Raw genomic sequence first — 23,064 nt, forward strand, 5'->3', positions numbered from 1 at the left:
CGCAAAACCAGGGAACAGGCCCTCAAGTGCCTGGCCAGGGAACTGGGTCGCGAGCTGGTGCCCGTCCCCGCCGTCACTGGAACAGCCTGAAATCCCCGGAATGTGCGGGAGGGGTTCTTGGAAAGCCCACTCGGAACCGGGCCGCACACAATCGTCTGGTGGCACATTGGCTCGAGCAGAGGGCGGACGCTTTCGACAGCCGCGTCTTCGCCCGCCAGCATCGCCACGAACTGGCCTGCCTCGGTGGGCTTGCGCGAGCCCGAGACGGGCGCTTCCACGTAGCTGCCGCCGGCGTTGCGAATGTCGGCCTCGAGTCCGCGCGAGTAGTCGGGCGAGGTCGTCCCCATGTGGACGATCGTGTGGTGCGCAACGTAGAATCTGAGCCATAGTCGACACTTCAGCCTCCCGCTGCGCTTACCTTCTCACCGCCTTGGCCATAGCGCACGATGCCATCTGCACAACGGCAGGTCGCCAGAACTTCGCGACCATCGACAGGATCGAGTGACGGATCGCTTCCCGTGCAATACGGCTGCCCTCGGGTCAGCAGATAGAAATCGCCGGGCCTCCAGCTTGACCGGCGGCGCACCGTCTTCGAACCACAGCCAGAACGAACCTTCCAGAACGCCGCCGAACTTGATGTGCTCATAGGCAGAAAAGCGCAGCGACCACGCGCCGTACACTTCGATCCGCGCCGACAGCAAGCTTTCGACTTTGAGCAGGTGAAAGACATCCGAGAGCGGATCCATCGAAAATCCGTACGATCGATAAAAAATTGCGGCGATTATAGAATAAACGCCAGAGCCGGGCGAACATGATGCATACGAGACGTGCTACCGGCCTGCAATGGTCCTCACTCTCATAGAGAACCGATAAGGAACACCTCATGTCGACAGTCAAAGACAAGGTCGTCGTCATCACGGGCGCGAGTAGCGGGATCGGCGAGGCAACCGCACTTCTGCTAGCAGAGCGAGGGGCGAAAGTCGTGCTGGGAGCCCGCGGAACGGACCGCCTTCAGGCTTTAGCCGATCGAATTGCGGATGCGGGTGGAGATGCTGCATGGGCGCGCACGGACGTGAAACAACGAGAAGATCTGTCCCGCCTCGTGAAGCTGGCGTGCGAGCGGTACGGCAAGCTCGATGTCCTCATCAGCAACGCAGGGGTCGGCCCGATCTCTCCTCTCGACGAGTTGCGCATCGACGATTGGGAAGACATGATCGACGTTAACGTCAAAGGCGTTCTGTACGGAATCGCGGCTGCGCTGCCCATCTTTCGTACGCAGGGCTTCGGTCACTTTATCAACATCGCTTCCACCGCGGCTCATCGCATCACGCCGAACATGGCGGTCTACGCCGGCACGAAGATCGCCGTACGTGCGATCTCCGAGGGCTTGAGGCAGGAGGCTGGCGACAAACTGCGCGTAACGGTCATTTCACCCGGCTTCACGCGGACGAACTTTGCGGAGTCCATGACGAATCCGGAAGTAAAAGCGCAAATCGTCGCGTCCATGGATAAGTTCGCGATGTCACCGGATGCGATCGCTCGTGCGATTGCGTTTGCAATCGAGCAGCCGGCCGACGTTGACGTGGGCGAGATTATTGTCCGACCCACTGCGCAGGGGTAGGTTGAGCCGTTCGAGAAGACCAGGATTGCGGTAGCGTGGGATAACTGGAATAGCGGCGCGATCGTCGTTCGGACTGGACTGGCGCTGGACTCGGCCAATCCTTCAGCGTCGAGCTTTCCTCGTCTCCTCGTCAATACGTGGCCGCATGACCGGCTGCTTTCTGTCACTACTCAGCCACTCAACTGGGTCGCGTGGATGTCCCCAATTGGCCGATTGCAGCAAGACGCGGCCGGCCGCAGTCAATCCTGAGCGGGTATCGCGCCTTTCCAAAAGCGGCCGGTCTTCCGCGCTTTCCGGGACATCTGAACGTGTCAACGAAACCGACGGCGATTCATTTCCAGGCGAGTGCTATGCCTTGATGTCCAGGATGCGCTCTGGACGAGAGAAGGCTCTGACCATTGGGTCGAAGTCTGCTTTTCCAGATTGGAAATCCCGTACCCATTGCGCATTGGCGTCCACGACTTTTGCCAGTTTCCCTTCGTGCCCAAACTCCCCTGCCGTTTCTCCGGAGACTTCGTACCCTCTTGCGCGAAGATCTTCAATCCGTTCCGACCTCTCTGCGCGCAATCCCTGCAAAGCCGAGTAACTAGCTCCATAGCGCCGAAGGAAACGCGCAACTGCATGCTGTCCATCAGGTGAACCAGCAACCTGATTAAGTGCGCGCCGTGCGGACCTAATCTCGCTCGACGCAAACAAGATCAACTTTTCTAGCTCATCGAGTTCGATGCTAGATTGCAGCACATCCGGGCTGAACTGTTTGCTTCGCGTTCGCTCGAGATAGATGTTTTTGTTGTCGTACAGGGCAAGGTATGCGAGATGCCTGCTATCCCAGATCGTCTTTGCGTCTTTGACTGCTTCCTCGATGGCACCTGCGTCCACCTTGACGCATCTCTGTTTCTCGTCGTTCGATACAATCAGCAAGTACAGACCCGAAACGCGAACCGGCTGCGGTGCGACAATCAGCTCCAGTTCCTCGACCACCGGTGGGGATGCCGGTGCCATCGGTTCTGAATAGTATGAAAAGGACAATCCACTTGGGCCGCCTGGCGAGTAATCGTCATCATCATAGTTCGCACCGATCTGATTTAGCCGATTGCTCTCGCTCGCATCGTACGCAGGGTTGTTCGGATTCATGCTGTCGCTGCGATCATCATTCGGGGTTCTGCCCATAGGTCCTGGTCCTCCATTAAATAGCAACGTCGGGGATTTCAAGCGCTTGGACAGTACGAGCGCCGGGCGCTTGTCATCACATAGTGCGCATCATGCCAATGCGACTTGTGCCGCTGGTGATCTATGCCGTTTTAACTTGCAGTTTCATGTACGCTGCCCCCCCAATGCACAGCGACAACTAGTTTAGACTGCTTTGTCGCTGGTTAGGCGGCTCGAAAGTGGCCCCAGCCGTGTCCGGTTCCGTCGGCGTAAAGTACGAACCACAACGCGATAAGAGGTGGTGCTAATGCCGACGTTTGTAGGGACCCGGCCGTGCAGGCTCGTCTATACACCATCGGCATTGTCCTCAACGGCAGTGTCTGTGGCTCGTGGACATCTCCTTGTGACCGCCGCCATCAACTTGTCGATCCACAAGGGTGGCAGGCTCTAGCCGCCCGTACCGCCTAAGCGGAGCCGAAGTGCGTTCACCAGCGAATTGCAGGTGCGCAGCAGCCATGCGATCTGTTCGGCATCTCGTGCAGCCCCCTCTCCTTGGGCTTCAAACTGAACGCCCAGGAGTCCGGATACCCGCTCCGCGTCCTGTCCATCGTTGATCTCAAAACGGATTGGCTGTCCGACTTCCTGTTCTAGCGCTGCCTGGTCGTCAATGAGCGCTTGCAACGCTTCCAGCCCGTCGGCGCCAAGGAACTTAACGAAGAGGCCCGCAATCGACGGCTGCGCCCGGTAGGCGACGAGCCTTTGCACCGGGCCCGGTAGGTCCAGGCGCACGAAGTTGTTCCCGCCATGTCGGGGCGGCGTCTGGTCCGGGTGGTCGAACTTCACTTGCTCAATGAATTTGTCCCAGAACGCGCGATTCTCAAGCTTTGACGCGCTGGTGGCCTTCGGTTGAGCCGTGGACTCTTGCGTCGGCGCCACTTCTTCAAGCGGAGTTGCGCGCTCAAGCGGCACGCCGTCAGGGCGCACGAGCACCTCGCGTTGCACGACTTCAGTGTGCAACGGGACGGACGGCACGAGAAGCGTGCGCCCAACCGCATCGCGATACGTGCCGATTTCGACGAGCGCGAGTTGAGACAGCACACCGCCCTGCGCAGCGAGCAACCGGCGCAACGACTGCAAGTCGCTACGAATGCCGTCGCCTGCGATCACGCAGAGGAAGTCGCCGCGCTCGAGCGACCGGTTTACAGAGTCAACGAACGCTCCCTCGACCAGTTCAGGATGCAAGGCTTTGACCGCGGCGAATATGGGGTTCTCGCCAGTCAGGCCACGAGCCTTCTTCAGACGCGCTTCCAGGTCGGAATACGTCCACTCGGCTAGCAACGATGCATATTCGAACAACTGCGCAATGACCTCGCGGCGAGCTTCAGGGTTGCGCCACAACTTGCATTCGACGAGCACGAGTCGGCCGGTAGCGGAAACGCCCAAGATGTCGAGGAAGACGCTCGAAGAGCCATAACGCAGTGGAAGCTCGCGACAGAGCGGCACGAAGCTCTCGCCGTGCCCGAACATCTTGGTCATGGGCAGTAGCGCAGGTAGCTCAAAAATCCGCTCTTGCAGCCAGCGTTCGTTGTGACCATTCCCAGCGGCCAATGCGACTGGCTGAAAGGCTGCGGGCGAGTTGGAGGTCTGCTCCTCGTAGAGGTAAGTGGTCATGCGCGGGTCTCGTGGTTTTAAGTCGCCCTGCGTCCAGGTATGCGCGGGCGGATGTTATAGACGCCGCCGATTGTACGACTTCGCAGTGATGCCTTATTGCGCATCGTGCCGCTGCCCGAATTCGAGTTGGTTTGTGAATTTGTGGGCGCAATGTAGCGCTTGCGCTGGAAGCGAATGACCTTGGTCTCTCATCGACCCAGAGTGTGTGGAAACGTCATTTTTGCCGCTGAGCGCGCGATTGCTGGTCGAATCGATCGAGTTTGATACGTCGAGCATGCACTAATCAAACATCGCTAGCACAACAAAGCCCCTCGGGGCTTTAGCTTCCAGCCATCTTCATGGCCTTCATTGTTCCCGCAACGCCAAGTATGTTCATGACCCGCTTCAGGTTGTAGGCCAACACCTGAAGGCTCATCTCCGTACTCACTCGTCCGAGCGTCCTGGTCAGGAAGTGTGCGGGACCCATCCAGTGCTTGAGTGTACCGAAGACATGTTCGACAGTACTTCGGCGGATGGTCATTACATCGGGTTTCCGGTCGAGCCGCCGCTGCATGGCTTCCAGTATGTTTTCGTGCTCCCATCTTCGGATGCGACGATAGTCGCTGGGTGAACATCGCTCCTTCATAGGGCAACGCGGGCAGGCGCTGGGCCAGTAAACCCGCAAATTCAGCTCATGCTCAACGGTAGTAAATCGAAGGATGGCTCGCTCGCCAGCAGGACATCGATACACATCGCTTTTTGCCACGTAGACAAAGTCGGCCTTGGTGAACAGACCTTTCTTCCGCGATGCCGAGGTGAGTGGCTTGGGAACGTATGCACTGATGCCGTTCAGATTACATGCCCGTATCTCCGGTCCGCTGAAGTAACCCCGATCAGCAACAACCTTCAGCTTCGATCTGCCCATCGCGTCCTTCGCAGACAGCGCCATTCTGCTGAGTTGTCCGTGATCGTTTCCGACGTTAGTTACCTCGTGCTCAACGATCAGGTGATGTTTAGTGTCTACGGCGGCCTGAACGTTGTAGCCCACTATGCCGGAGCCTCTTCCGCTGGTTGCCATGGAGCGCGCGTCCGGATCCGTCATCGACAGCTGTTTGTCTGGTTGCTTTTCTAACTGCTTCCTGACCTGTGCGAGCTCACGCATCTGCTGGCGCAAGCGGGCGATCTTCTCGTACAGGCGAACGGTCTTCACATCGAAACCTGTTGGACTGGTCCGGTCTGCGGTTTCAATCAGGTCGAGATATCGCTGTACGCTTTCCTCAATCTGCTGCTGACGCTTGTCGATCTTGCTTGCCGTGTAGTTCCTGTCGCGGCTGTTTGACGCCTTGAACTTGCTACCGTCAATGGCCACCATGTCACTGGATAGCAGTTTCAGGCCGCGACACAGTTCGACGAAACGCCGGCATACGTTGCGAATGGCTGCGCCGCTGTCACGGCGAAAGTCGGCGATCGTCTTGAAGTCCGGAGCCAGACGTCCCGTTAGCCACATCAGTTCGACGTTGCGCTGACATTCACGCTCGAGACGCCGGCTCGAAGGAATCCGATTCAGGTAGCCGTAGATATAGATCTTGAGCATCACACCTGGATGATAGGACGGGCGGCCCGTGATCGCTGGCGTGGTACCGTTGAAACCAAGATCTGCAAGGTCCAACTCGTCGACAAAGGCGTCTATGACTCTGACCGCGTTGTCTTGTCCGATGTAGTCGTCGACACATTCGGGAAGTAGTGCGACCTGCTTGCGGTCATCGCCTTCAACGAATCGCTTCATGAGTCGCCCGGTCTGAGTGCGTTGATTCAGTTTAGGCGATCAATGCGTTTTCACACACTCTGGACCCGATGCGGCCGCTGGACCAAGCGCCAAATCAACGACAGCTTCCGATGGATTGTGTTGAAAAAGTCTTGTTTTGATACTGGGCGACGAGCTAGCGATCCTCGCATTAGCGCTGTCTCTGTTTTCGACAGATTGGAGTCCGCCACGCCCGCGACGGTGGCCAATGCGTGTTCGCGGATGCCCTGCAGATAGCATGCGGTCCATTCCCGATATGGATAACCGCCCAACAACTCGGGATCAAACGGGTTGCTGCGATGCACGTCGGTCTGACCGTTGTTCGCGTCATTCCAACCTACACGGGTTGCTTCGTGGCGGCAAAAATCGAGAACTGCGACCAGGTCACTTGCCGTCAACTCTGATACGTGCCTGCCGCCCCACGTCTTGCCGCCCGTGGCGTTTGTCGAGTACATCGGCGTGTTTTGCGCCGGGTCGTCGACCGTCTGGATAAGAACGCCCATATTCGTGTGCTTTTCCGTGCTTTCCGGTCTGCTGAGATCAGTTCGCTACTTACTTCTGTTGCCCCTCAAGACCAGGAGTCATCGACCGCGTTGTATGCGCGCGTTCCACCTTCGTTCTCCAACCGTAAAAGGATGGATTCGAACGCGATCCGCAGCGATGCATACTGCGCCAGCACTGTGTTCACCCTAAGTTTTCCCGGACCGTTGTGTCCAGTCGTATAGGCTACCGCCGCTGTCAGCGATATCGCGGAGTGTCTTACCAAGGCAGCAGCGTGACGTATTACCGTTGGACTTGTGATATAGAAGGCGAGCGCAGTACTGTCGACCAGATGACCGATCAAATCGTCAAACCTCGCCATTACTCCCTTGCGCCACGCCTTTGTAGCTCCACCGATCACGCGAACTTCAATATTCGCGCCGGTAGGTCCGGCTACGAATCCCGTGGCCACCAGTTCGCACAATTGCCACTGGAAGCGGTGTGAGTAGCCGCCAAACATATGCGAGTGCTCATCAGGCTCCGCCATTCCCGCCCTGTTCACGATTGGCGGCAGCGCGCCGTGTCCCAAATCTAGCGCCGTCAATGCCGTCCAAAGCGAAGCAAGCGTTGAATTGTATTTTTGCATGCGTGTTTGCCAACCCGCACCACCACCAAAAATCGATTGCAGCGCAGTTTCTATAGTTCCAATTACGTCGCCGAAGACATGGTCTCCTTGGCCTGGCGCCAGGGCAGGAGCAGCGGCCGCTAGGGGTGCGGCTGGCATTGCAACCGCAATCGGATTTTGGTAGGCCCCGATGGTCAATAATGGCATCTGATAACTCAATGTAAAATTAAATGACAATTTCCGGATGTATTCGTCTGCGTTCGACATGCCCAGCAGTCGAAACGAGCGGCCTGCGAACACCTTCCTGTGCACGAGCTGTTGCCGCCTCGTTGAAGCGGCAAGGATCAGGGTGCCGTTACGCCGTGGTACGCGCCCGGCCAATCCACCCGTAGTGCTTCAGGCGCTCGTAAGTTGCCTCTGCGATCCAGTACGCTTGGTCCGCAATTTCAGCAGGTTTCGGAAAGTTGGCGTTTGTCGTGTTAGCGAGGTGCCCGGCACTGAGTGCCGCAACAATCTGCTTAGTCGTATCAACGATGAACACTTCTTTCTCTTTCACCATATCCATTTGCTATCCTCTAAACCCGAACTGCCGGTCGGTGCGGTGCGCTCTCGCGCCAGTTTTCCTATTTGTCGGAGACAATGCCCAGCGCGAGGAGCGCATGCGCGAGCGCAGGCAGCATCCTCCATTTCCACTCGGCGTCATTCATATCGCCGTTTCGCTCAGCGCCCCCTGCGCCGGCCAGCGCAAACGTGAATATTGGCGTACCATCCCGTCGTTTCTCTACCTCCATCGGATAAGTCTCCAAGATCGCTTTTCCAATGAATCCGTACTGTAGATTTGCGCCGCTGTATGAAGCGTAGCCTGCCGCCTCGGCAAGCTGCGTTGCGGTGATAGTGCGATCCGGCGCATGATAGTGAGCCTGGAGCATTTTCAACTGTGCTGCCGTCAATCGTGGCAGAACCGACACGAGTGCTTCCGTGTACGCTGCGTCAGCTTCTGCCCCATCCCGCAGCGGAACACCGAGTTCGTCGTCGATCGCCCGACGAGCAGTGACGATCGCTTCGCCCACGGTCCTACCAACCGCCTTGTGAATCGGTGTGTTGTCCTTCCACGCCCAGCAGCGCGCTCCGAGATCCGCCGCGCGTGCGACGAGAACATAACCCCGATAGTTCTCTGTCCGTTCGGTCATCGTTTGTAGCCCCCCGTTTTCCTGTCCCATCACCTTGTTCCAGTCGATGCTGTGGCCGGCCGCCTGGAGCTCCTGCCCAAGAGCCAGCTTCCAGCCGTTGCTTGCATCCAGTGCGACCCAAACGACGCCGGCAAAGTCGCTACCCAACGTCTCGTCGCGCCGAACAACAAGTCTAATCACTTCGCGGTTCGAGCCGATACAGCATCCGGAATGTCTCAAGTTCCGCGTCGGCCCAGCGACGCGACGCCGCGATGCACCGCTGGGCATTGGGCTTGCCGGCCAGTGTTTGCAGATTGACCGCAGCTTTTACTCGGTCGTCTAAATGCTTGGTGTCCAGTCTTTTCTTGACTAGCGTTGGAAGCTCCGTCGTGAGTAAATGTAGCTCTGCGGCCGTTCCGGCACCGCCGCAAGCCAGCAGGTCTGCTATCGCGATTTCGTTGATGCTGACCTGATCCATGATGTCTGCCTCTTTAGGGTATGCGCCGTGAGCGACCGCGGCATCAACAAACGCAACGCATAACACAGCAACCAGCAGCATGGTGCGTTTGGTCATGGTTCCCCCCGTGAACATTATAATTTTCCGAAGTCACTGGGTACGGCACCACTGGCGCCCCCACTTGTCGTACCAGCAAACCACTTGAGGTTGCGTTGCTGCTGCTGCGGCCAGTCCCACGCCAAGCACGACGTTACCGATCGCGCTTGCCGTCTGGGCGGCGGCGGTTCTCTCGACATCGGCAGCGTGCGACGACTGTGAGAAAGTGTTGTATTCCGCGCTGCACTTGATCTGATAGTCGTTCGTACGGAGTCAACATCCAGTGCATCATTAGTCTCGCTCTTCGTTTTCCTGTGCGGCCCGCGACGGGCGCGAGCGCTTATCCTAATCTTTCGCTCGATTGGCTTCGGCATACAACTCGCCAAGAATCATGCGAGCAACGCTATCGGCTGCAAGACCACCGCGAGCGGGCTTTGACCCGCCCCCATTCATCCTGACTGTCATCCACTCGTCCTTGTCGAGGGTATATGAACCTGTTACCTCAACGCCACTGACCGTGATAGCGATGTCGATCCAATTCTTAGGCGTATTTTGTCGCTTCACTTTTGGCCTCTTTTCCTATACGGGATCGTTGGGCAGCCACATCAGCGCGCCGTCACCCTGATTGCCCGCAATTGTCGTCCACGTGCGGCCTGCCTCATCAGCTGCGATGCAGCCGGGTTGCCAGTGGTCTGGGTTTCGCAGCACGTTGACCCAGCTTTGCACGTCGCCGTTAAACAGCACGATCACACCGCCTCGACCGACGTATCCGCTTTCCTCCCTCGAGCGGCGAGCTACTTCGAGGGGTGTCATGGCTTTTCCGTGGTTAGCGATTCGTTAGCGTCCCCCACCAAATACGACGAGCAGGAGCAACCCCAAACCGATCAACCCTAGCATAGCGAGCGCCCTACGAATCTCTTGTCCATGCTTCGGTTCCGCCTCCTCAAGCGTGTGAGACTGAATCGGTTTCGTAACACTGGCCGTTGCCTCACGCTGCGCCCGACGTTTTTCGACCTGCGCTGCACTTCGCGCCTGCTCTTTAGCAAACTGTTTCGTCAACTTCTTTACAGCGCGTTCGCGCTCCCACTTGCTCACGCTGGCCGCCGCAGCAAATGGCGCACGTACTATCTGAACAACCGCGTAAAGCGCAAAGATCGGGGCTACGCTTGCTACGACGCCCGCTGATATCGGGGCTTTCGACAAAGCATCCACAGTAGTTGTCGGTCATACGGCCCGGACTGGGCGGTTGCACACGCATTGAGCCTGACGGTGTTTCATGGACTGCCGCACACCACGAGCAATACCGCTTACCGTCAAGAGCGACGAGCGAATCCGCTCCTTCAGGCCGAGGCCCGTCGAGTCGTCCGCATGAAGCGCATGCGTAGCGTATCTTTCACGGCGCGTTTATTTGCTTTAACAAACGCTTCCATCTCGATGGACAGAGGCGGAGCAACGTGAAACTCGTCTCCGTAGTGCTGCTGGAACGATCCCCACGCCTGTCGTAGATGACCCCGCCGGCGAAAGTACGGGTGCATCCATACCCAATCCATTGACCAGCCTGGGGCGTGATCAGTCCACTCCCGCCATCGAAAACAGCATGCCCCGAAAATGCGATGTGGCGTCGCCTCGTCCTCGACTATGTGGTCGTAGGCAGTCTCGTAAAACAAGTGAGCCTCATATCGGACAAACCCAATAGACGCTTCCGTTTCTGCGGCCTCAAACTGGACGAAATCAAATCCAAGCTCCCTCTTGAAATAGTAAGCCAACTGCTCGACAGCTTTCCGCAGTTCAAGTGGGGAGTGGCAGTCGATCTTGAGGGGAGACGCGGCTTTTAGGTATTCGTGGCGGCTGATCGGAGGAGCCAATGAGTAGAGGTCGGGCACTTGCTTTTCCGTGGGCTCAGCGGTTAATCAAAAACTGTTCGCGCGACTGCCCTTTGATCCAAAGCGGCTCGCGTCCCATGCCGCCCCATGTAGCACCGGACACCGGATCGCGATACTTCGCCGGTTTGGTCCCCAGCTTCGGCCCACGCTTGCCTTTGGGTTGAGCAAATACCTGCTCCGGCGTCAGCGAGTACTCGTTGATGATCTCGCGAACCTTTTCTATCGCAGCAGTCACTTCCTGCTCTTGTGCGGCGTCAATTTGGCTTTGCAGTGCCTCACGTTGCTTCAGAAGTTCACGGTAGCTTGCCACTCATTTCTCCAGTCTGTTCACTTGAATGTCTCACGCTCGTAGCGCGACGTTTGGAATACTGTCACACCAGCTTTTCCGCCTTACTTGATTAACCGCAAGCCAGCCGACTTGGCGGCTTTCGCGTCGAACGTTGCTGTGTATGCGCAATGTGCATCATGACAAGCGCGCTCGATTAGGCAGTCCGCGAAATCGGCCTTCGAGGAAGTGAACACGCGAAGAGCTTTCCAAACTGTTTCGGCAGCTTCGACGCTCAACTCTTTAGTTCGAAGAAGGCCCTCAACGACTTTTGCAATCTGGTCACGATCCGCCGCGTACAAGCTGGAGAGAACCCACACGACTTCGACTATTGCAACCTGCGTTACGTAGCCGGGTTCGTCGGCCGTCAGCGACTCGATCAGTGCGCTCGCCTTCGGCGATTGCCCTGCGTCATCCTGGGCGATGTAACGGACTAGCACGTTTGTATCGAGACCGATCATTAAGCACCGGCTCCGCGCGCAGCGATGGCAGCATTCATATCTTCAACTGACACAGGCTTGGCCGGCTTCCCTACAAGCCCCTTGAGCGATTCCACGGATTTCGTCGCGGGGACTATCTCATAACGACCGGTGGTCTCATTGAGGACGAATTCGATTCTGTCGCCGGTTCCCAACCCCAAATCGCTCCGAACGCCGACCGGGATCGTGACCTGGCCCTTCGACGTAATTGTCGCGGACGCCATTGCATTCTCCTTGATTTCGATATTCCTTACTTTAAGGTAAGGCAAAAGGGAAATCAAGGTCTGGATGTGATTTTTTAGTCTCCCTGTCCAGCTATATCGGCCGCTGAAGCATAAACTTCAGTGCATCCCGAGCCTTGCTCTGACAGACCGTCAATCCCAGTCGTCATCGAAAGCTGCCATGGCTTCACGCCGCTCGCGTGTGGACACTTCCAGATAAGGGGAGACATGATCCAGATGCGAATGGCCGAGCAGCAACTGCACGGTGTCGAGCGAGTGGCCCTGCGCAACCAGACGGCTCGCAAACGTCCTACGACCACTGTGGCTGCTATGACCGGCACCGAGGCCAGCGGCTCGGTACAGACCGGTGACATAGCTTTGAAGGCTGTCGGCCGCGAGGTATTCGACCGTCTCACCATCGAAGTTGATCCGCCGCTTAACGCTCAGCTCGAACGCGCTGCCTTTCTGCGTGAGGATCAACCGAGTGTAAGGCATGAGGCCGCGATACTCCCGACGATCCAGGGCGGCGCCAGCACCACGCTGGTAACGCCAGTCTATGTAGCGGTCGAATGCCGCGATTGTGCGCTCGTGTGCCAGATAGATACAGCGAGGGCGCCGCGGGCGAGCCTGCTGCGAAGTCCTTATGTTCGACATCGTCCCAACAGCCGAGCGTGGCCAACAGCTTGCGCATCCGGTCGCGGTGCTGTAGCTCCTCCTTCTGCAACTGGCCGCGATCGCGCATCAGATGGCGCGACGCTTCGTCTTGTGGCGACGGCACCCGGATCACGCGCATCCGGTCGCGCTCACCGCGCAGCCACGCGCGCAGATTGATTACCAGCTTGATCGCATCGAGCCGGTCGGTCTTTGCGCGCCGCTTGTGCCGCTCCACCGGGATGCTCGCCGGGTCGACGACGTAGCATTCGACGTGTTGCGCCTGCAGCGCGCGATAGATCCAGAACGCGTCCTGCCCGGCCTCGTAGCTGACGACGACGCGCACGTCCGCCGGCAGCACCCACTTGACTTTGTGCCGCTCGATCAGGTCCAACACGGCCTGCAGGCGGGCTGCGGCGTGCGGCTCCGCTACCGTATGCACGGCCGGCTGGTCCCGCCGCCCGTCGCGCAGCGCGACCTTCCACTTCGCCGCGGCAAGCTCAAGTGACACCGCCAGCACGAGTTGCTCGTTACTCGTCGTGTATGCCTGATCTCCGCACATGATGCTCTCCTTCGAGCCGTGGTCAACACGCTGATTCTAGGCGTCAGATCGTGGAGGCCTCGCATGCTTCATAGCATCTTATAGGTTGCTTCCGGCTGGAGCGGTTGCCGGGCGGGACTTACACCCGCTGGAAAGCGCCACCTTTTCACGGCGCACACCCATTGCGGTCAGTCGAGTCGATCCGACTCTTGCGGCGGCTTTCAACTCAAAACGGTCTTTCGCCGACGGTGCGCTACGGCGGACGATGGACCACCGCCTCACAACGGCCGGGGCAGTTTTGCCGTAAATACCGTCCCGCGCGCGTCGGATTCAACTTCAATCGTTCCTTGATGCGCGCGTGCAGTTCGATTGGCGTAGAGCAAGCCAACAGTCCAATCATTGTTCATCATTGTGAACAATGATTTATCACAAAAGCTATTTAATTCCGGAATCAGTAGAAATAAACTGGGTTCACCGGTTAGCGAATTCAGCGACCTCTCACTTTTATCAGGAGAATACTATGCCGCTCGTTAAGTTCGACATTCTTGAAGGTCGCAGTGAAGCCCAAATCACATCAATGCTGGACGCAGCACACCGCGCCGTTGTTGACTCGTTTCAGGTGCCGGAAGGCGACCGTTATCAAGTCGTCAGCGAACATCGTGCATCGCACCTGATCATTGAAGATACCGGCCTCGGCATTACGCGTACCGATAATATGGTCATGCTGACCGTGATCAGCCGGCCTCGAAGCACGGACGCGAAGCAGATGTTCTACAGGGAACTCACGCATCTGCTTCAGAAACACTGCGACATCGCGCCGAGTGACGTTGTAGTGTCGTTCGTCATCAATTCCGATGAAGACTGGAGCTTTGGCCACGGAGTCGCACAGTTCCTGACTGGCGAACTTTGAGTATTGGCGACAAGCGCACACCACTACTGTGTGCGCTATCACCAATGTATGATGGTTCCGGGAGTTCCTCTATGACTCGCTAAGTCTGAGCATTATTCACGGGCTTGATAACTTAGTCATCGATGGTGCGCAAGCGAGTTTCCGGCAGGAAGAAAAATCCTACTACAAGAGAAACAGCCGCGATCACAACCGGGTACCACACACCAGCATAGATATTGCCAGTCGCAGCAACCAGCGCGAACGCAGTCGTAGGCAAAAAGCCTCCAAACCAGCCGTTACCGATGTGGTAAGGCAGTGACATCGCCGTATAGCGGATACGCGTAGGAAATAGTTCGACCAGCGTCGCACCAATTGGACCGTAAACCATTGCAACAGTCAGAACCAGTCCAACGAGAAGCAACAGCACCATCGGATAATTGATGAGTTTTGGATCGGATGTTGTCGGATAACCGACGGATTTGATAACAGCTCCAAGCTTGCTTTCAAAATCCTTGATTTGCTTGGCGCCCACTATCTTCTCCATCCCGACAGCATCTACGCTGTCGATTCGCGTATCGCCAACACGAACGTAGGCGACGGTGCCTGCTGGAGCGGCCTGATTCGAATAGTTCACCCCCGACTTAGCAAGAAATGACTTCGCGATATCGCACGAGTTTGTAAAGCTCGATGTACCGACTGGATTGAACTGGAATGAGCAGGTGCTGGGATCCGCGACAACCGTCACGGGGGCGTTCTCCTGCGCGGCATACAACGCCGGATTTCCAAACATGGTCAGACCATGAAAGATCGGGAAGTACGTTAGGATCGCCAACAGAAACCCGGAGAGGATAACAGGCTTGCGGCCAACGCGATCTGACAGCGCACCAAAGAGCACAATCATCGGAGTGCCAATCAGTAGTGCGGCCGCAATCAGGAGGTTCGCCGTCACCGGATTAACCTTCAGCGTCTGCGTCAGGAAAAAGAGTGCGTAGAACTGTCCCGCGTACCAGATCACAGCCTGCCCCGCGACTACGCCAAACAGTGCGATCAGTACGAGGCGCAGGTTTTTCCACTCACCGAACGCCTCTTTGATCGGCGCCTTCGAAGTCGCATTCTCCTTTTTCATTTTGAGAAAGACCGGCGATTCGCTGAGTGTGAGTCGAATCCACACTGAAATCGAAACGAGTACTATTGAGAATACGAACGGGATGCGCCATGCCCAGTCGGCGAAGACTGACTCGCCTGCAATCAAACGGGTCCCGAGAATAACCAGCAACGAAAGGAAAAACCCAAGCGTTGCTGTGGTCTGAATCCACGCTGTGTATCCACCCCGCTTTGTAGCTGGTGCGTGTTCGGCCACATAGGTCGCTGCGCCGCCGTATTCCCCGCCGAGTGCGAGCCCCTGAACCAACCGGAGCACGATGAGCATTACCGGGGCCGTGATACCGATGCTCGCGTACGACGGCAAAACGCCGACCAGGAAAGTTGAAGCCCCCATCAGCAGAATAGTCACGAGGAACGTGTACTTTCGGCCTACGAGATCGCCCAGACGCCCAAACACAAGCGCGCCAAAGGGGCGCACTGCGAAGCCCGCGGCGAATGCTAGCAGCGCGAAAATGAACGCTGCCGTTTCGTTCACGCCAGAGAAGAACTGCTTCCCGACTACAGTTGCAAGAGAACCATACAGATAAAAGTCATACCACTCAAAGACAGTGCCAAGCGACGAAGCAAATATGATCTTGCGTTCGTCGGAAGTCATCCGACGTCGCTCTTGCAGAGGAAGGGCTGAGGTGTTCAAGGGCGTCTCCTACCAGATTTTTCCAGTCGTTTGCGTGCGTTATTGCGCCTTGCTCAAGCTCAGCAGGTAATCGCGATCTTCGGGAGGCAGCGACTCAAGCCACTCGGCTTCCTTGCCAGGTTGCGGCAAAACCTGCCCGTACTCCACCATGTTCGCTGGCGGCAACTCGGAAATATAGGTCCACAAAAACCGTTTCTCGATGTGCGTCACGGTGTGGATCGACTCGGTGATGTCTGCAAGCAAGCGCTTCTTCTGCTCCTCCGTGCGACCGGCACGGATGTGGCCGTGAACGAATACTTGCGGCTTGTTGATTTCGACTCCGCCCATAAAGTGTGAGCCGCCTGGAATTTCAGTAAAAACGACTTGGGCGAAAAAGCCCTGCGCACCCGTTGCTTGGCTGTGGGCGCGAGTAATTTCCTTGGCAACCTTCCTCTTGAGATCAGGCGTCAGGAGGTCTTGCGTTGCGGATACGATGTAAGTAGGCATTTTTCAAGTCTCCGATGAGAATGTGTAACCGGGGGTGATGCTTCCGAGACTGTTACCGCTTCGGAATCGATCACATCAAGATGTAGCTGCAACTATTTGTCTGGATAATCCCGTTTGGGATGGCTTGGTGCGTGGCATCAAGTAGTTGTAGATGCATCCTATACGGTGCAATGCACAAGTCAATACGCAAAAAACCGTTTCTAAGCGTGCTTTGATTAGGATATTCCCTGATGCTCCCTTACCTGAGTGCGACGCGTTGTAATGTCTCCAACGCATCAAGAAGTGCCTTGTTCGCGGGGCCGTTTAGGAAACCTTGAACGCCATCCTCGACGCGACGCTGGGCGACACTCCAATACGGTTCCGCACTGCGCAGCTTCTTGACTCCTGCTTTGCTCAACCGGGCTAATCGATATCGGGCATCCTGTTCCGGATCGACGCTGACACTGACCCAACCAGCGTTAATCAGGATCTTCAGGTTCCGGGAGATCGTGGTCTTGTCTAGCGCAGCCTCGGCCGCGACCTCGTTATAGGTCGCTGTTCCGAGACGCTCTAGCGCCCGCAAGAGCGAGAACTGTGTGATTTTCAAGCCAACCGGACGGAGTGCCTCGTCGTAGATGCCCGTCAACTGGTTGGCCGAACGTCGAAATTGGGTACAGTAACAGTCAGTGAACATGAAGTTGGACTCCTATTCGTATTGATGGTCTGGCGCATCGTGTCGCTCGGTCTAAAAAGAATGCATATACATCCATCTCGTGACTAAATTGACATCCGATCGACCAAAAGTCAAGTTACAGCCGCTGACTGCTGAGTCACCTTGTACCCGCCCGCTAGCTGATCGTGCCTTCTCCCCGCGTTGTCATCCCAATTGGCACTGGCGTCTCGATATTCAGCCGTTGCATAAATCTCGAATCCGAATGCCGTGAGGTTGCGGTCCGGGGGGCAGTCAAAGCGCATTGTCTGAACCCGCTTCAATACGCATAGGCGCCCGGTTGATGGCGTGTAAGTCTCCCGCTTTGTGATGAAATAGTCGGAATTTGAGTTACGAAAAAGGTCGTCGCCCAGTGGTTTGGACAGCGCATTTGTGCAATGTGACACGCCAGATTGCGAGGAGCTGCGCGACTCACACGGCGTATCTTCCACTCGGAAAGCACGCCGTGTGAGAACTACCACTTGACAAAAAGGGGCGATGTGGTCTTACTTCGCCGTCGGCATCGCAAATTCCGCACCTTTCTCGATGCTTTCCGACCAGCGCTGCATGATGGATTTCTGCTTCGTGTAGAAGCGCACGCCCTCTTCGCCGTATGCGTGCGTGTCGCCAAAGAGGCTTCGTTTCCAGCCACCGAAACCGTGCCATGCCATCGGCACCGGAATCGGTACATTGATACCCACCATGCCCACCTGAATTCGACGTCCAAACTCGCGGGCGATGTGACCATCGCTCGTGAAACAGGCCACACCATTTCCAAATTCGTGGGCGTTGATCAGCTCAACAGCCTCAGAGAAATCCTTGACGCGAACGCACGCCAGTACCGGCCCAAAAATCTCTTCCTTATAGATGCGCATATCGGGGGTTACGTTGTCGAACAGCGTGCCACCCGTGAAGAAACCGTCTTCGTGACCGGAGACCTCCAAACCGCGGCCATCGACGACGAGAGTAGCGCCTTCCTTAACGCCTTCCGCGATGTAGCCCTCGATACGCTCGAGAGCCTGTTGCGTGACGATGGGGCCCATCTCGGCATCCGGTTCCATGCCATTCTTGACGATCAGGCTGCGCGTGCGTTCTTCAAGGAGTGGCATCACCTTTTCTGCAGCATCACCAACAAGGAGCGCGACCGAGATTGCCATGCACCGCTCCCCGGCCGAGCCGTATGCGGCACCGATCAGGGCATCAACCGCCTTTTCGATGTCTGCATCGGGCATCACCACCATGTGGTTCTTGGCACCGCCGAGCGCCTGGACGCGCTTGCCGTGCTTCGCACCTGTCTCATAGATATAGTTCGCGATCGGTGTCGAGCCGACGAAGCTGACCGCTTTCACGTCAGGGTGTACGAGGAGAGCGTCGACGACAGCTTTATCGCCCTGCACCACATTGAAAACGCCGTCGGGCAGCCCGGCCTTCTTGAGCAGGTCCGCCATGAAGAGTGACGCCGACGGATCGCGCTCGCTAGGCTTGAGAATAAACGTGTTCCCTGCTGCGATAGCGACTGGAAACATCCAGCACGGGACCATACACGGGAAGTTGAACGGTGTGATGCCTGCTACAACGCCCAGTGCCTGGCGCGTAGTCCAGTTATCAATGCCCGTTGAGACCTGTTCCGTATAGTCCCCCTTTAGCAGTTGCGGAATCCCGCAAGCGAACTCGATGACATCGATGCCGCGCGACACTTCGCCTTGGGCATCAGAAAATACCTTGCCGTGTTCTGCCGTGATGATGGCTGCAAGTTCATCACGGTGCTTGTTCATCAACTCGAGGAACCGAAGCATGACGCGAGCGCGCTTGATCGGAGGCGTGTCGCTCCATGCCGGGAACGCTTCTTGTGCGCTGGCGACTGCTGCTTCCACGTCTGCAGCTTCGCCCAGAAGAAGTCTCCGTGCACGAGCGCCCGTGGCAGGGTTGAAAATCGATTGGGTTCGCGAGCCAGTGCCGGCGACGCTGGCGCCGTTAATGAACTGGCCAACGTCACTGGTGTCTGCGTATGCTTGCATTGCTGTGTCTCCAGGGTTTTGGTGTGAAGTCAGTGTAGGAGGCGTTCATATCCAGCGAAAGCAGGTACTATTGAAATCAATGTTTTGAGGGATGAACAATCACCGTATGGACGCACAAAGCATCGAGGATCTCTGGATCCATCTGCACTGGCTGACCATGCTCGCCGAGCAGGGAACATACACAGCGGCGGCCGGCCGGCTTGGTGTCAGCAAAGCGGCAATGAGCCAACGCATCGCCGAACTCGAGCGAGCGGCAGGAATATCACTAGTCCAGCGAACAACGCGTAGCGTCCGCCTTACAGAAGCGGGACAGCAACTCGTGGACAGTACGAGAAGCCAGTATGCACAGATCGCGTCCAGCTTCGCTAAGGTGAGGGAGCTTTCTGGCGTGCCGCGCGGACTTGTACGGGTAACAGCGCCAGTCGCGTTTGCACGTCAGCAGCTCGTACCCAAGCTGCCCGACTTCCTTGCAGCCAATCCCGAAGTTCGTGTTCAGGTTGAGGTGTCCGATAGAATCGCGTCGCTTGCGGCGGAAGGATTTGATCTCGCGATCCGCCACAGCTCCGAGGCGCCGGAAACGCATGTTGCCTGGAAAATGTGCTCGACATATTCCGTTATCGTGGCCTCGCGTGCGTACCTGCGCAAGCGCGGTACGCCGCAATCCCCGGAAGATCTTGCACACCACGACTGCCTGTTCTATCCGCGTACTACCGGGGAGCCAGCATGGTCATTTGAGCGCAAAGGGACGCGAAAGGGACCGGGTTATGGTGTGACGTTATCGGTTAACGGGCCATTCTCGGCCAATAACAGTGAGACGCTCCGAGACGCGGCACTTGAAGGGCTCGGGATAGCGCTGGTTCCCGATTTCACTGCACAGGCGGCGGTGCAGGCTGGCAAGCTCACCGTCGTGCTACCTGAGTGGCGAGTGACAGGGGCATTTGCTGAGCAACTCTACATCGTACGGCCGTACTCCTCGCACGTTCCTCGCGCTGTAGCGCTCTTCGTGAACCATCTTCGAGCGCGTTTTGCGGACGGATTCGTTCTATGATTTTGAACTTGAGTGTGGCGCTCCGATGAGCAATTGCCTTGTATCGGCATTACAGGCACAGGGTGAAAATAGTTCACATAAGTTAGTAAAACTGTTTTAAAAACAGAATTCCTAGATTCCGCAATGATCCACAAAACCGACCTGCCAACCAGTCTTGTCCGTCACCGGCGCTAACGCTTCGACGATGAATCGCTTCACTCACGAAATTGCGAGTTCACGCGACGACGTCCTCCGCAGTGACATCGCGCAAGTTGCTCGGAGTGCCGATCGATAACCTCGCGGATGATATGCACACGTCGATGCTTAGGAGACTTTATCGAACCGTCGGGTTTGGTCTGACTCGACCGCCTTACCGCCTCAAGCATCAGGACCATCGCGCACGTGCTGTCCTTGCCGCCGCTTAGTCCGGTCGCAAGAATATACCCGCGCTCGATATATGACTGCATCGACGCGATCGCGCGCTCCATCAGGATGAAGATGCCACGTTCCATTTTGTGCTCCAAGAAAAAACGGGAGCGCCCTTTCGGGACGACTCCCGAAAGGGTTTAAGAGAAAAAGCGACTACAACGTCAGACCGAAACTTGCAGCCTTCGCCTCTTCGAGCGACTGGTCGGCCGCCGCAAAAAGATCAGGTTGACGGGTTGCGCGATCCAGACGTGGCAACGCGTTCGAAAAGCGGCTTGGGCCGCTGCCGTCAAAGCTGTCGGCGCCTGCCGCGGCGCAGATGTGAATGCGCCGCGCAGAGTTGACCCGCCCAACATGGAGATGACAGTTCCGCCGGCGGGCAAGCAATCCCCACGCTTCAGCAGTCGCCTCTTTCCACGCTGTCGATCCGCCGATAAAAATTCCAACGACAGGTGACAGCAATCGGGCGACGTCGTCCAGTTGCATTCCGTCCTGCACCGCGATGAGCAGTTGGGACGGCATGCCGCGAAGGCGTTCCTTCCAGCGCAGTGAGTACTCGAGCGATGCTAGGCCGCCCTGAACGATGTCGGGCAGAACAATCCAGTCCGCGCGCTCGCCGAGCTTTTCGACGACCGCCAGAAACGCGGATTCATCGAACGGCTCGCCACGCTGATACGCAGTCCACGCGCCGTTATCAATCGCATAGCGCATACCCTCTGTGCGATGTTCGCCTTTGGCCGAGACCAGAAGACGCCAGTCCGCATCGGAAAGGGCCGCGAGATTGCGACGCGTGCCCGTACGGCTTGCGTAGCCCACCATCGGCGGGCGATGCATGATCAGACGTTCCTCGATATCGGGATCGTCATCGGCGCTGCCGTCAACGCAGTAGTAGTCGGCGTAGGCCATGACAGCCTGTGCCCATCCCTGCTTTTGACCGGCCGCATACGCCGAAAGCCAGCTCGGCTCGGTAAGCGCCGCACTCATCACGCTGCTCCCCGGCCGGGAGTCGGTCCGCCACCGATGACGAGAAATTCCTTCTCTCCCGTCGCCCGTTTCATGTTGCGCACCCACGGACGAACTTCATTCGGACACGTCTGCTGACCCTCGATGTACTTCATCGCTTCAGCTTCCGTCTCGAACTGTGCGGGATATGCGCCAAGAATTGCTGCTTCGAACATAGTAACTCCACAAGTGAATGCGGAGCGACCCCTGCGGGATCGCTTACCCGCGGGGTAAAAAGATGAACAGCTAACGCCTTAACTGGCGTGAAACGTCTTCATACAAAAGCCGCCGCACGTATCCCGCAGGGCCTCGACTCCCCGGCAAGGAAGTCGAGGACGACTAGCCGAAATACCAACAGTTGCATTGACAAAGCGCGACGTGCTTCATTTGCAAGACGTAGTGCGGCTCCATCGCGCCCCCGTCTTCCGCGTAGACGCGCGTGCAAATCGCATGAACGTCAGTCAGCAACTTGACGACGGCCTCGCCAACAACGCAGTCGGCTTCAATGCCCGCAATTTCTGGGCTTAGACCGCACCAGAATTCGGCGTTGATGGCTTCGCACACGGTGTTCGCTTTGCGCGGCGCGTCTTCTTTGTAATTGTCCAGGTACCCTTCGATGACGAACGCTAACGCTTCGTCGAACGTGACACCTTCGGCGTAGGCTTGAGCTTCCGAAATCAGGTTTGCGGCAGCTTCGCTTCGAGAAAGAACACACCTTCGTCGGGAATGCCTTCCAACGACCGCGCGTCAATGTGTAACCGGTCGCCGACCGCTTCGGAATCGATGATTACGCCCGCGTCTTGCATGCGCATTGCGGCCGCTTTGATTCGCTGTGCAGTGTTCATGTTCGACGCCTCAAGAACAGGACTTTGGGTGGGTCGCCGGAGATGCGACCATCCTACTGGCAGGGGATGTCGAGGGATGCTTTGAAAAGGCCGATAGCTCTTCGAACATCTGGCGATAGCTGATCAGACCTTCCTGATGTTTTTGCATGATCGCCGCACGACGTACTCCTACCGCCCAACGGTTAGTCGATCCGACGCGATCTAACGCTCCTGGATCGGTCACGCAATAGCCCATGCGAAGCATGTCTTCGACCGCCTCTTCGATGGAGTCGAAGCATAGATGGCCAACGAATCCGTCCTGATCGAACTGTTGAATGCGCCACGCCTTTACGCCAGACGAATCCGGAAGCACGAATGCCCAGGAGTCGCGGTCCTTGATGCGGCACTCAATCCCTGCCGGGTGACCGTCAAACGCTGCCATGAGACGGTGGTAGGCAATCTGCATGGGACGGGCGACGTCGCGCAAGTGACGCGCGAAATCTGCAGGCAGGCCTCTCGTGGATGCCCGGCGGACATGTTCCCAAGAGCGGGAGCGGTAGCGCGGTGTGTGAGGGATGTTCTTCATGAAGGCTCCAGTTGAACGAGAGCCCTCCCCGTGGGAGAAAGCTCCCATAGGGACAAAACGAAAAAGGTCCGTTGCCGGACCAGTCGATGCGCCTGTGGCGCGGTGAATTTCCTTAGAGTAAGCGAATCGCCTCGGCTTGCTTACGTTAAAGATACTCAAATCATGGTGT

29 protein-coding genes and 2 pseudogenes are annotated in these 23,064 nt (G+C 57.1%); 3 read left to right on the top strand and 28 right to left on the bottom strand.

Annotated elements, in window-relative coordinates:
* Positions 1-122: 122 nt before the first annotated feature.
* Positions 123-371: pseudogene (locus FVF58_RS43615) on the bottom strand (NAD(P)-binding domain-containing protein); the annotation flags it as partial.
* 51 nt (positions 372-422) lie between these two features.
* On the bottom strand, positions 423-746 hold the full coding sequence (locus FVF58_RS43620; RefSeq protein WP_246217477.1) for a cupin domain-containing protein: 324 nt from the start codon (positions 744-746) through the stop codon (positions 423-425).
* A 137-nt stretch (positions 747-883) separates the two neighbouring features.
* Between FVF58_RS43620 and FVF58_RS43625 the strand changes: the two genes are divergently transcribed.
* Positions 884-1,621, top strand: a complete 738-nt coding sequence (locus FVF58_RS43625) for an SDR family oxidoreductase (protein ID WP_149675810.1) — start codon at positions 884-886, stop codon at positions 1,619-1,621.
* A 348-nt stretch (positions 1,622-1,969) separates the two neighbouring features.
* Here the strand turns inward: FVF58_RS43625 and FVF58_RS43630 are convergent, their stop codons facing one another.
* The 16 genes and pseudogenes from FVF58_RS43630 to FVF58_RS43705 all read right to left on the bottom strand — a co-directional run.
* Complete coding sequence (locus FVF58_RS43630) at positions 1,970-2,791, bottom strand: hypothetical protein (protein ID WP_149675811.1); 822 nt, start codon at positions 2,789-2,791, stop codon at positions 1,970-1,972.
* A 426-nt stretch (positions 2,792-3,217) separates the two neighbouring features.
* Positions 3,218-4,441: a PDDEXK family nuclease gene (locus FVF58_RS43635; RefSeq protein WP_149675812.1), complete on the bottom strand. Its 1,224-nt coding sequence runs from the start codon at positions 4,439-4,441 to the stop codon at positions 3,218-3,220.
* Positions 4,442-4,760: 319 nt separating this feature from the next.
* Positions 4,761-6,206: an IS1182 family transposase gene (locus tag FVF58_RS43640; RefSeq protein ID WP_149675813.1), complete on the bottom strand. Its 1,446-nt coding sequence runs from the start codon at positions 6,204-6,206 to the stop codon at positions 4,761-4,763.
* Between the two features lie 50 nt (positions 6,207-6,256).
* On the bottom strand, positions 6,257-6,727 hold the full coding sequence (locus FVF58_RS43645) for a hypothetical protein (protein WP_149675814.1): 471 nt from the start codon (positions 6,725-6,727) through the stop codon (positions 6,257-6,259).
* A 65-nt stretch (positions 6,728-6,792) separates the two neighbouring features.
* Complete coding sequence (locus FVF58_RS43650) at positions 6,793-7,596, bottom strand: hypothetical protein (protein ID WP_149675815.1); 804 nt, start codon at positions 7,594-7,596, stop codon at positions 6,793-6,795.
* 88 nt (positions 7,597-7,684) lie between these two features.
* Complete coding sequence (locus FVF58_RS43655; RefSeq protein WP_149675816.1) at positions 7,685-7,894, bottom strand: hypothetical protein; 210 nt, start codon at positions 7,892-7,894, stop codon at positions 7,685-7,687.
* 58 nt (positions 7,895-7,952) lie between these two features.
* Positions 7,953-8,699: a hypothetical protein gene (locus FVF58_RS52360; protein WP_223191216.1), complete on the bottom strand. Its 747-nt coding sequence runs from the start codon at positions 8,697-8,699 to the stop codon at positions 7,953-7,955.
* Entirely contained in the window at positions 8,692-9,072 is a 381-nt protein-coding gene (locus tag FVF58_RS43665; RefSeq protein ID WP_149675817.1) for a hypothetical protein, read from the bottom strand. Before FVF58_RS43665 ends, FVF58_RS52360 begins: the two co-directional genes overlap by 8 nt.
* Positions 9,073-9,396: 324 nt before the next feature.
* The gene (locus FVF58_RS43670; protein ID WP_149675818.1) at positions 9,397-9,615 is read right to left on the bottom strand and encodes a hypothetical protein; all 219 of its coding nucleotides are present in this window, start codon (positions 9,613-9,615) and stop codon (positions 9,397-9,399) included.
* Between the two features lie 15 nt (positions 9,616-9,630).
* Positions 9,631-9,864: a hypothetical protein gene (locus tag FVF58_RS43675; protein WP_149675819.1), complete on the bottom strand. Its 234-nt coding sequence runs from the start codon at positions 9,862-9,864 to the stop codon at positions 9,631-9,633.
* A 527-nt stretch (positions 9,865-10,391) separates the two neighbouring features.
* Positions 10,392-10,934 carry a hypothetical protein gene (locus FVF58_RS43680; RefSeq protein WP_188131136.1) on the bottom strand — a complete coding sequence of 181 codons (543 nt, stop codon included), beginning with the start codon at positions 10,932-10,934 and terminating at the stop codon, positions 10,392-10,394.
* 16 nt (positions 10,935-10,950) lie between these two features.
* Positions 10,951-11,244 carry an H-NS histone family protein gene (locus FVF58_RS43685; RefSeq protein ID WP_149675820.1) on the bottom strand — a complete coding sequence of 98 codons (294 nt, stop codon included), beginning with the start codon at positions 11,242-11,244 and terminating at the stop codon, positions 10,951-10,953.
* Positions 11,245-11,324: 80 nt separating this feature from the next.
* On the bottom strand, positions 11,325-11,720 hold the full coding sequence (locus FVF58_RS43690) for a type II toxin-antitoxin system VapC family toxin (RefSeq protein ID WP_149675821.1): 396 nt from the start codon (positions 11,718-11,720) through the stop codon (positions 11,325-11,327).
* Positions 11,720-11,962, bottom strand: a complete 243-nt coding sequence (locus FVF58_RS43695) for an AbrB/MazE/SpoVT family DNA-binding domain-containing protein (RefSeq protein ID WP_149675822.1) — start codon at positions 11,960-11,962, stop codon at positions 11,720-11,722. Before FVF58_RS43695 ends, FVF58_RS43690 begins: the two co-directional genes overlap by 1 nt.
* Before the next feature lie 150 nt (positions 11,963-12,112).
* Positions 12,113-12,454: a tyrosine-type recombinase/integrase gene (locus tag FVF58_RS43700; RefSeq protein ID WP_246217478.1), complete on the bottom strand. Its 342-nt coding sequence runs from the start codon at positions 12,452-12,454 to the stop codon at positions 12,113-12,115.
* A 49-nt stretch (positions 12,455-12,503) separates the two neighbouring features.
* Positions 12,504-13,172, bottom strand: a pseudogene (locus FVF58_RS43705) (IS110 family transposase); the annotation flags it as partial.
* 499 nt (positions 13,173-13,671) lie between these two features.
* Between FVF58_RS43705 and FVF58_RS43710 the strand changes: the two are divergent.
* Positions 13,672-14,061 carry a tautomerase family protein gene (locus FVF58_RS43710; RefSeq protein ID WP_149675824.1) on the top strand — a complete coding sequence of 130 codons (390 nt, stop codon included), beginning with the start codon at positions 13,672-13,674 and terminating at the stop codon, positions 14,059-14,061.
* A 112-nt stretch (positions 14,062-14,173) separates the two neighbouring features.
* Here the strand turns inward: FVF58_RS43710 and FVF58_RS43715 are convergent, their stop codons facing one another.
* The 4 genes from FVF58_RS43715 to FVF58_RS43730 all read right to left on the bottom strand — a co-directional run bounded on the left by FVF58_RS43715 (position 14,174) and on the right by FVF58_RS43730 (position 19,030).
* A complete protein-coding gene (locus tag FVF58_RS43715; RefSeq protein ID WP_149675854.1) occupies positions 14,174-15,799 on the bottom strand; it encodes an MFS transporter in 1,626 nt (541 codons plus the stop codon).
* 78 nt (positions 15,800-15,877) lie between these two features.
* Positions 15,878-16,324 (bottom strand): tautomerase family protein, encoded by a 447-nt coding sequence (locus FVF58_RS43720; RefSeq protein WP_149675825.1) that lies wholly within the window; start codon positions 16,322-16,324, stop codon positions 15,878-15,880.
* A gap of 238 nt (positions 16,325-16,562) precedes the next feature.
* Positions 16,563-16,997, bottom strand: a complete 435-nt coding sequence (locus tag FVF58_RS43725; RefSeq protein ID WP_149675826.1) for a MarR family winged helix-turn-helix transcriptional regulator — start codon at positions 16,995-16,997, stop codon at positions 16,563-16,565.
* 521 nt (positions 16,998-17,518) lie between these two features.
* Positions 17,519-19,030 (bottom strand): CoA-acylating methylmalonate-semialdehyde dehydrogenase, encoded by a 1,512-nt coding sequence (locus tag FVF58_RS43730; protein ID WP_149675827.1) that lies wholly within the window; start codon positions 19,028-19,030, stop codon positions 17,519-17,521.
* 106 nt (positions 19,031-19,136) lie between these two features.
* Here FVF58_RS43730 and FVF58_RS43735 point away from each other — a divergent pair, with 106 nt between their 5' ends.
* The gene (locus tag FVF58_RS43735) at positions 19,137-20,078 is read left to right on the top strand and encodes a LysR family transcriptional regulator (RefSeq protein ID WP_149675855.1); all 942 of its coding nucleotides are present in this window, start codon (positions 19,137-19,139) and stop codon (positions 20,076-20,078) included.
* Positions 20,079-20,272: 194 nt separating this feature from the next.
* Here the strand turns inward: FVF58_RS43735 and FVF58_RS43740 are convergent, their stop codons facing one another.
* From FVF58_RS43740 to FVF58_RS43760, 6 genes are all read right to left on the bottom strand, one after another.
* Positions 20,273-20,569, bottom strand: coding sequence for a hypothetical protein (locus FVF58_RS43740; RefSeq protein ID WP_149675828.1), 297 nt, complete (start codon positions 20,567-20,569; stop codon positions 20,273-20,275).
* 70 nt (positions 20,570-20,639) lie between these two features.
* Positions 20,640-21,467: a hypothetical protein gene (locus FVF58_RS43745; RefSeq protein WP_149675829.1), complete on the bottom strand. Its 828-nt coding sequence runs from the start codon at positions 21,465-21,467 to the stop codon at positions 20,640-20,642.
* On the bottom strand, positions 21,467-21,661 hold the full coding sequence (locus tag FVF58_RS43750; protein WP_149675830.1) for a hypothetical protein: 195 nt from the start codon (positions 21,659-21,661) through the stop codon (positions 21,467-21,469). Before FVF58_RS43750 ends, FVF58_RS43745 begins: the two co-directional genes overlap by 1 nt.
* 163 nt (positions 21,662-21,824) lie before the next feature.
* Entirely contained in the window at positions 21,825-22,049 is a 225-nt protein-coding gene (locus tag FVF58_RS43755) for a hypothetical protein (protein WP_149675831.1), read from the bottom strand.
* 113 nt (positions 22,050-22,162) lie between these two features.
* Entirely contained in the window at positions 22,163-22,330 is a 168-nt protein-coding gene (locus FVF58_RS51985) for a hypothetical protein (RefSeq protein WP_188131137.1), read from the bottom strand.
* A 10-nt stretch (positions 22,331-22,340) separates the two neighbouring features.
* Positions 22,341-22,895 carry a hypothetical protein gene (locus FVF58_RS43760; protein WP_188131138.1) on the bottom strand — a complete coding sequence of 185 codons (555 nt, stop codon included), beginning with the start codon at positions 22,893-22,895 and terminating at the stop codon, positions 22,341-22,343.
* Positions 22,896-23,064 lie beyond the last annotated feature (169 nt).

This window comes from Paraburkholderia panacisoli (genome assembly GCF_008369935.1).
Lineage (GTDB): Bacteria > Pseudomonadota > Gammaproteobacteria > Burkholderiales > Burkholderiaceae > Paraburkholderia > Paraburkholderia panacisoli.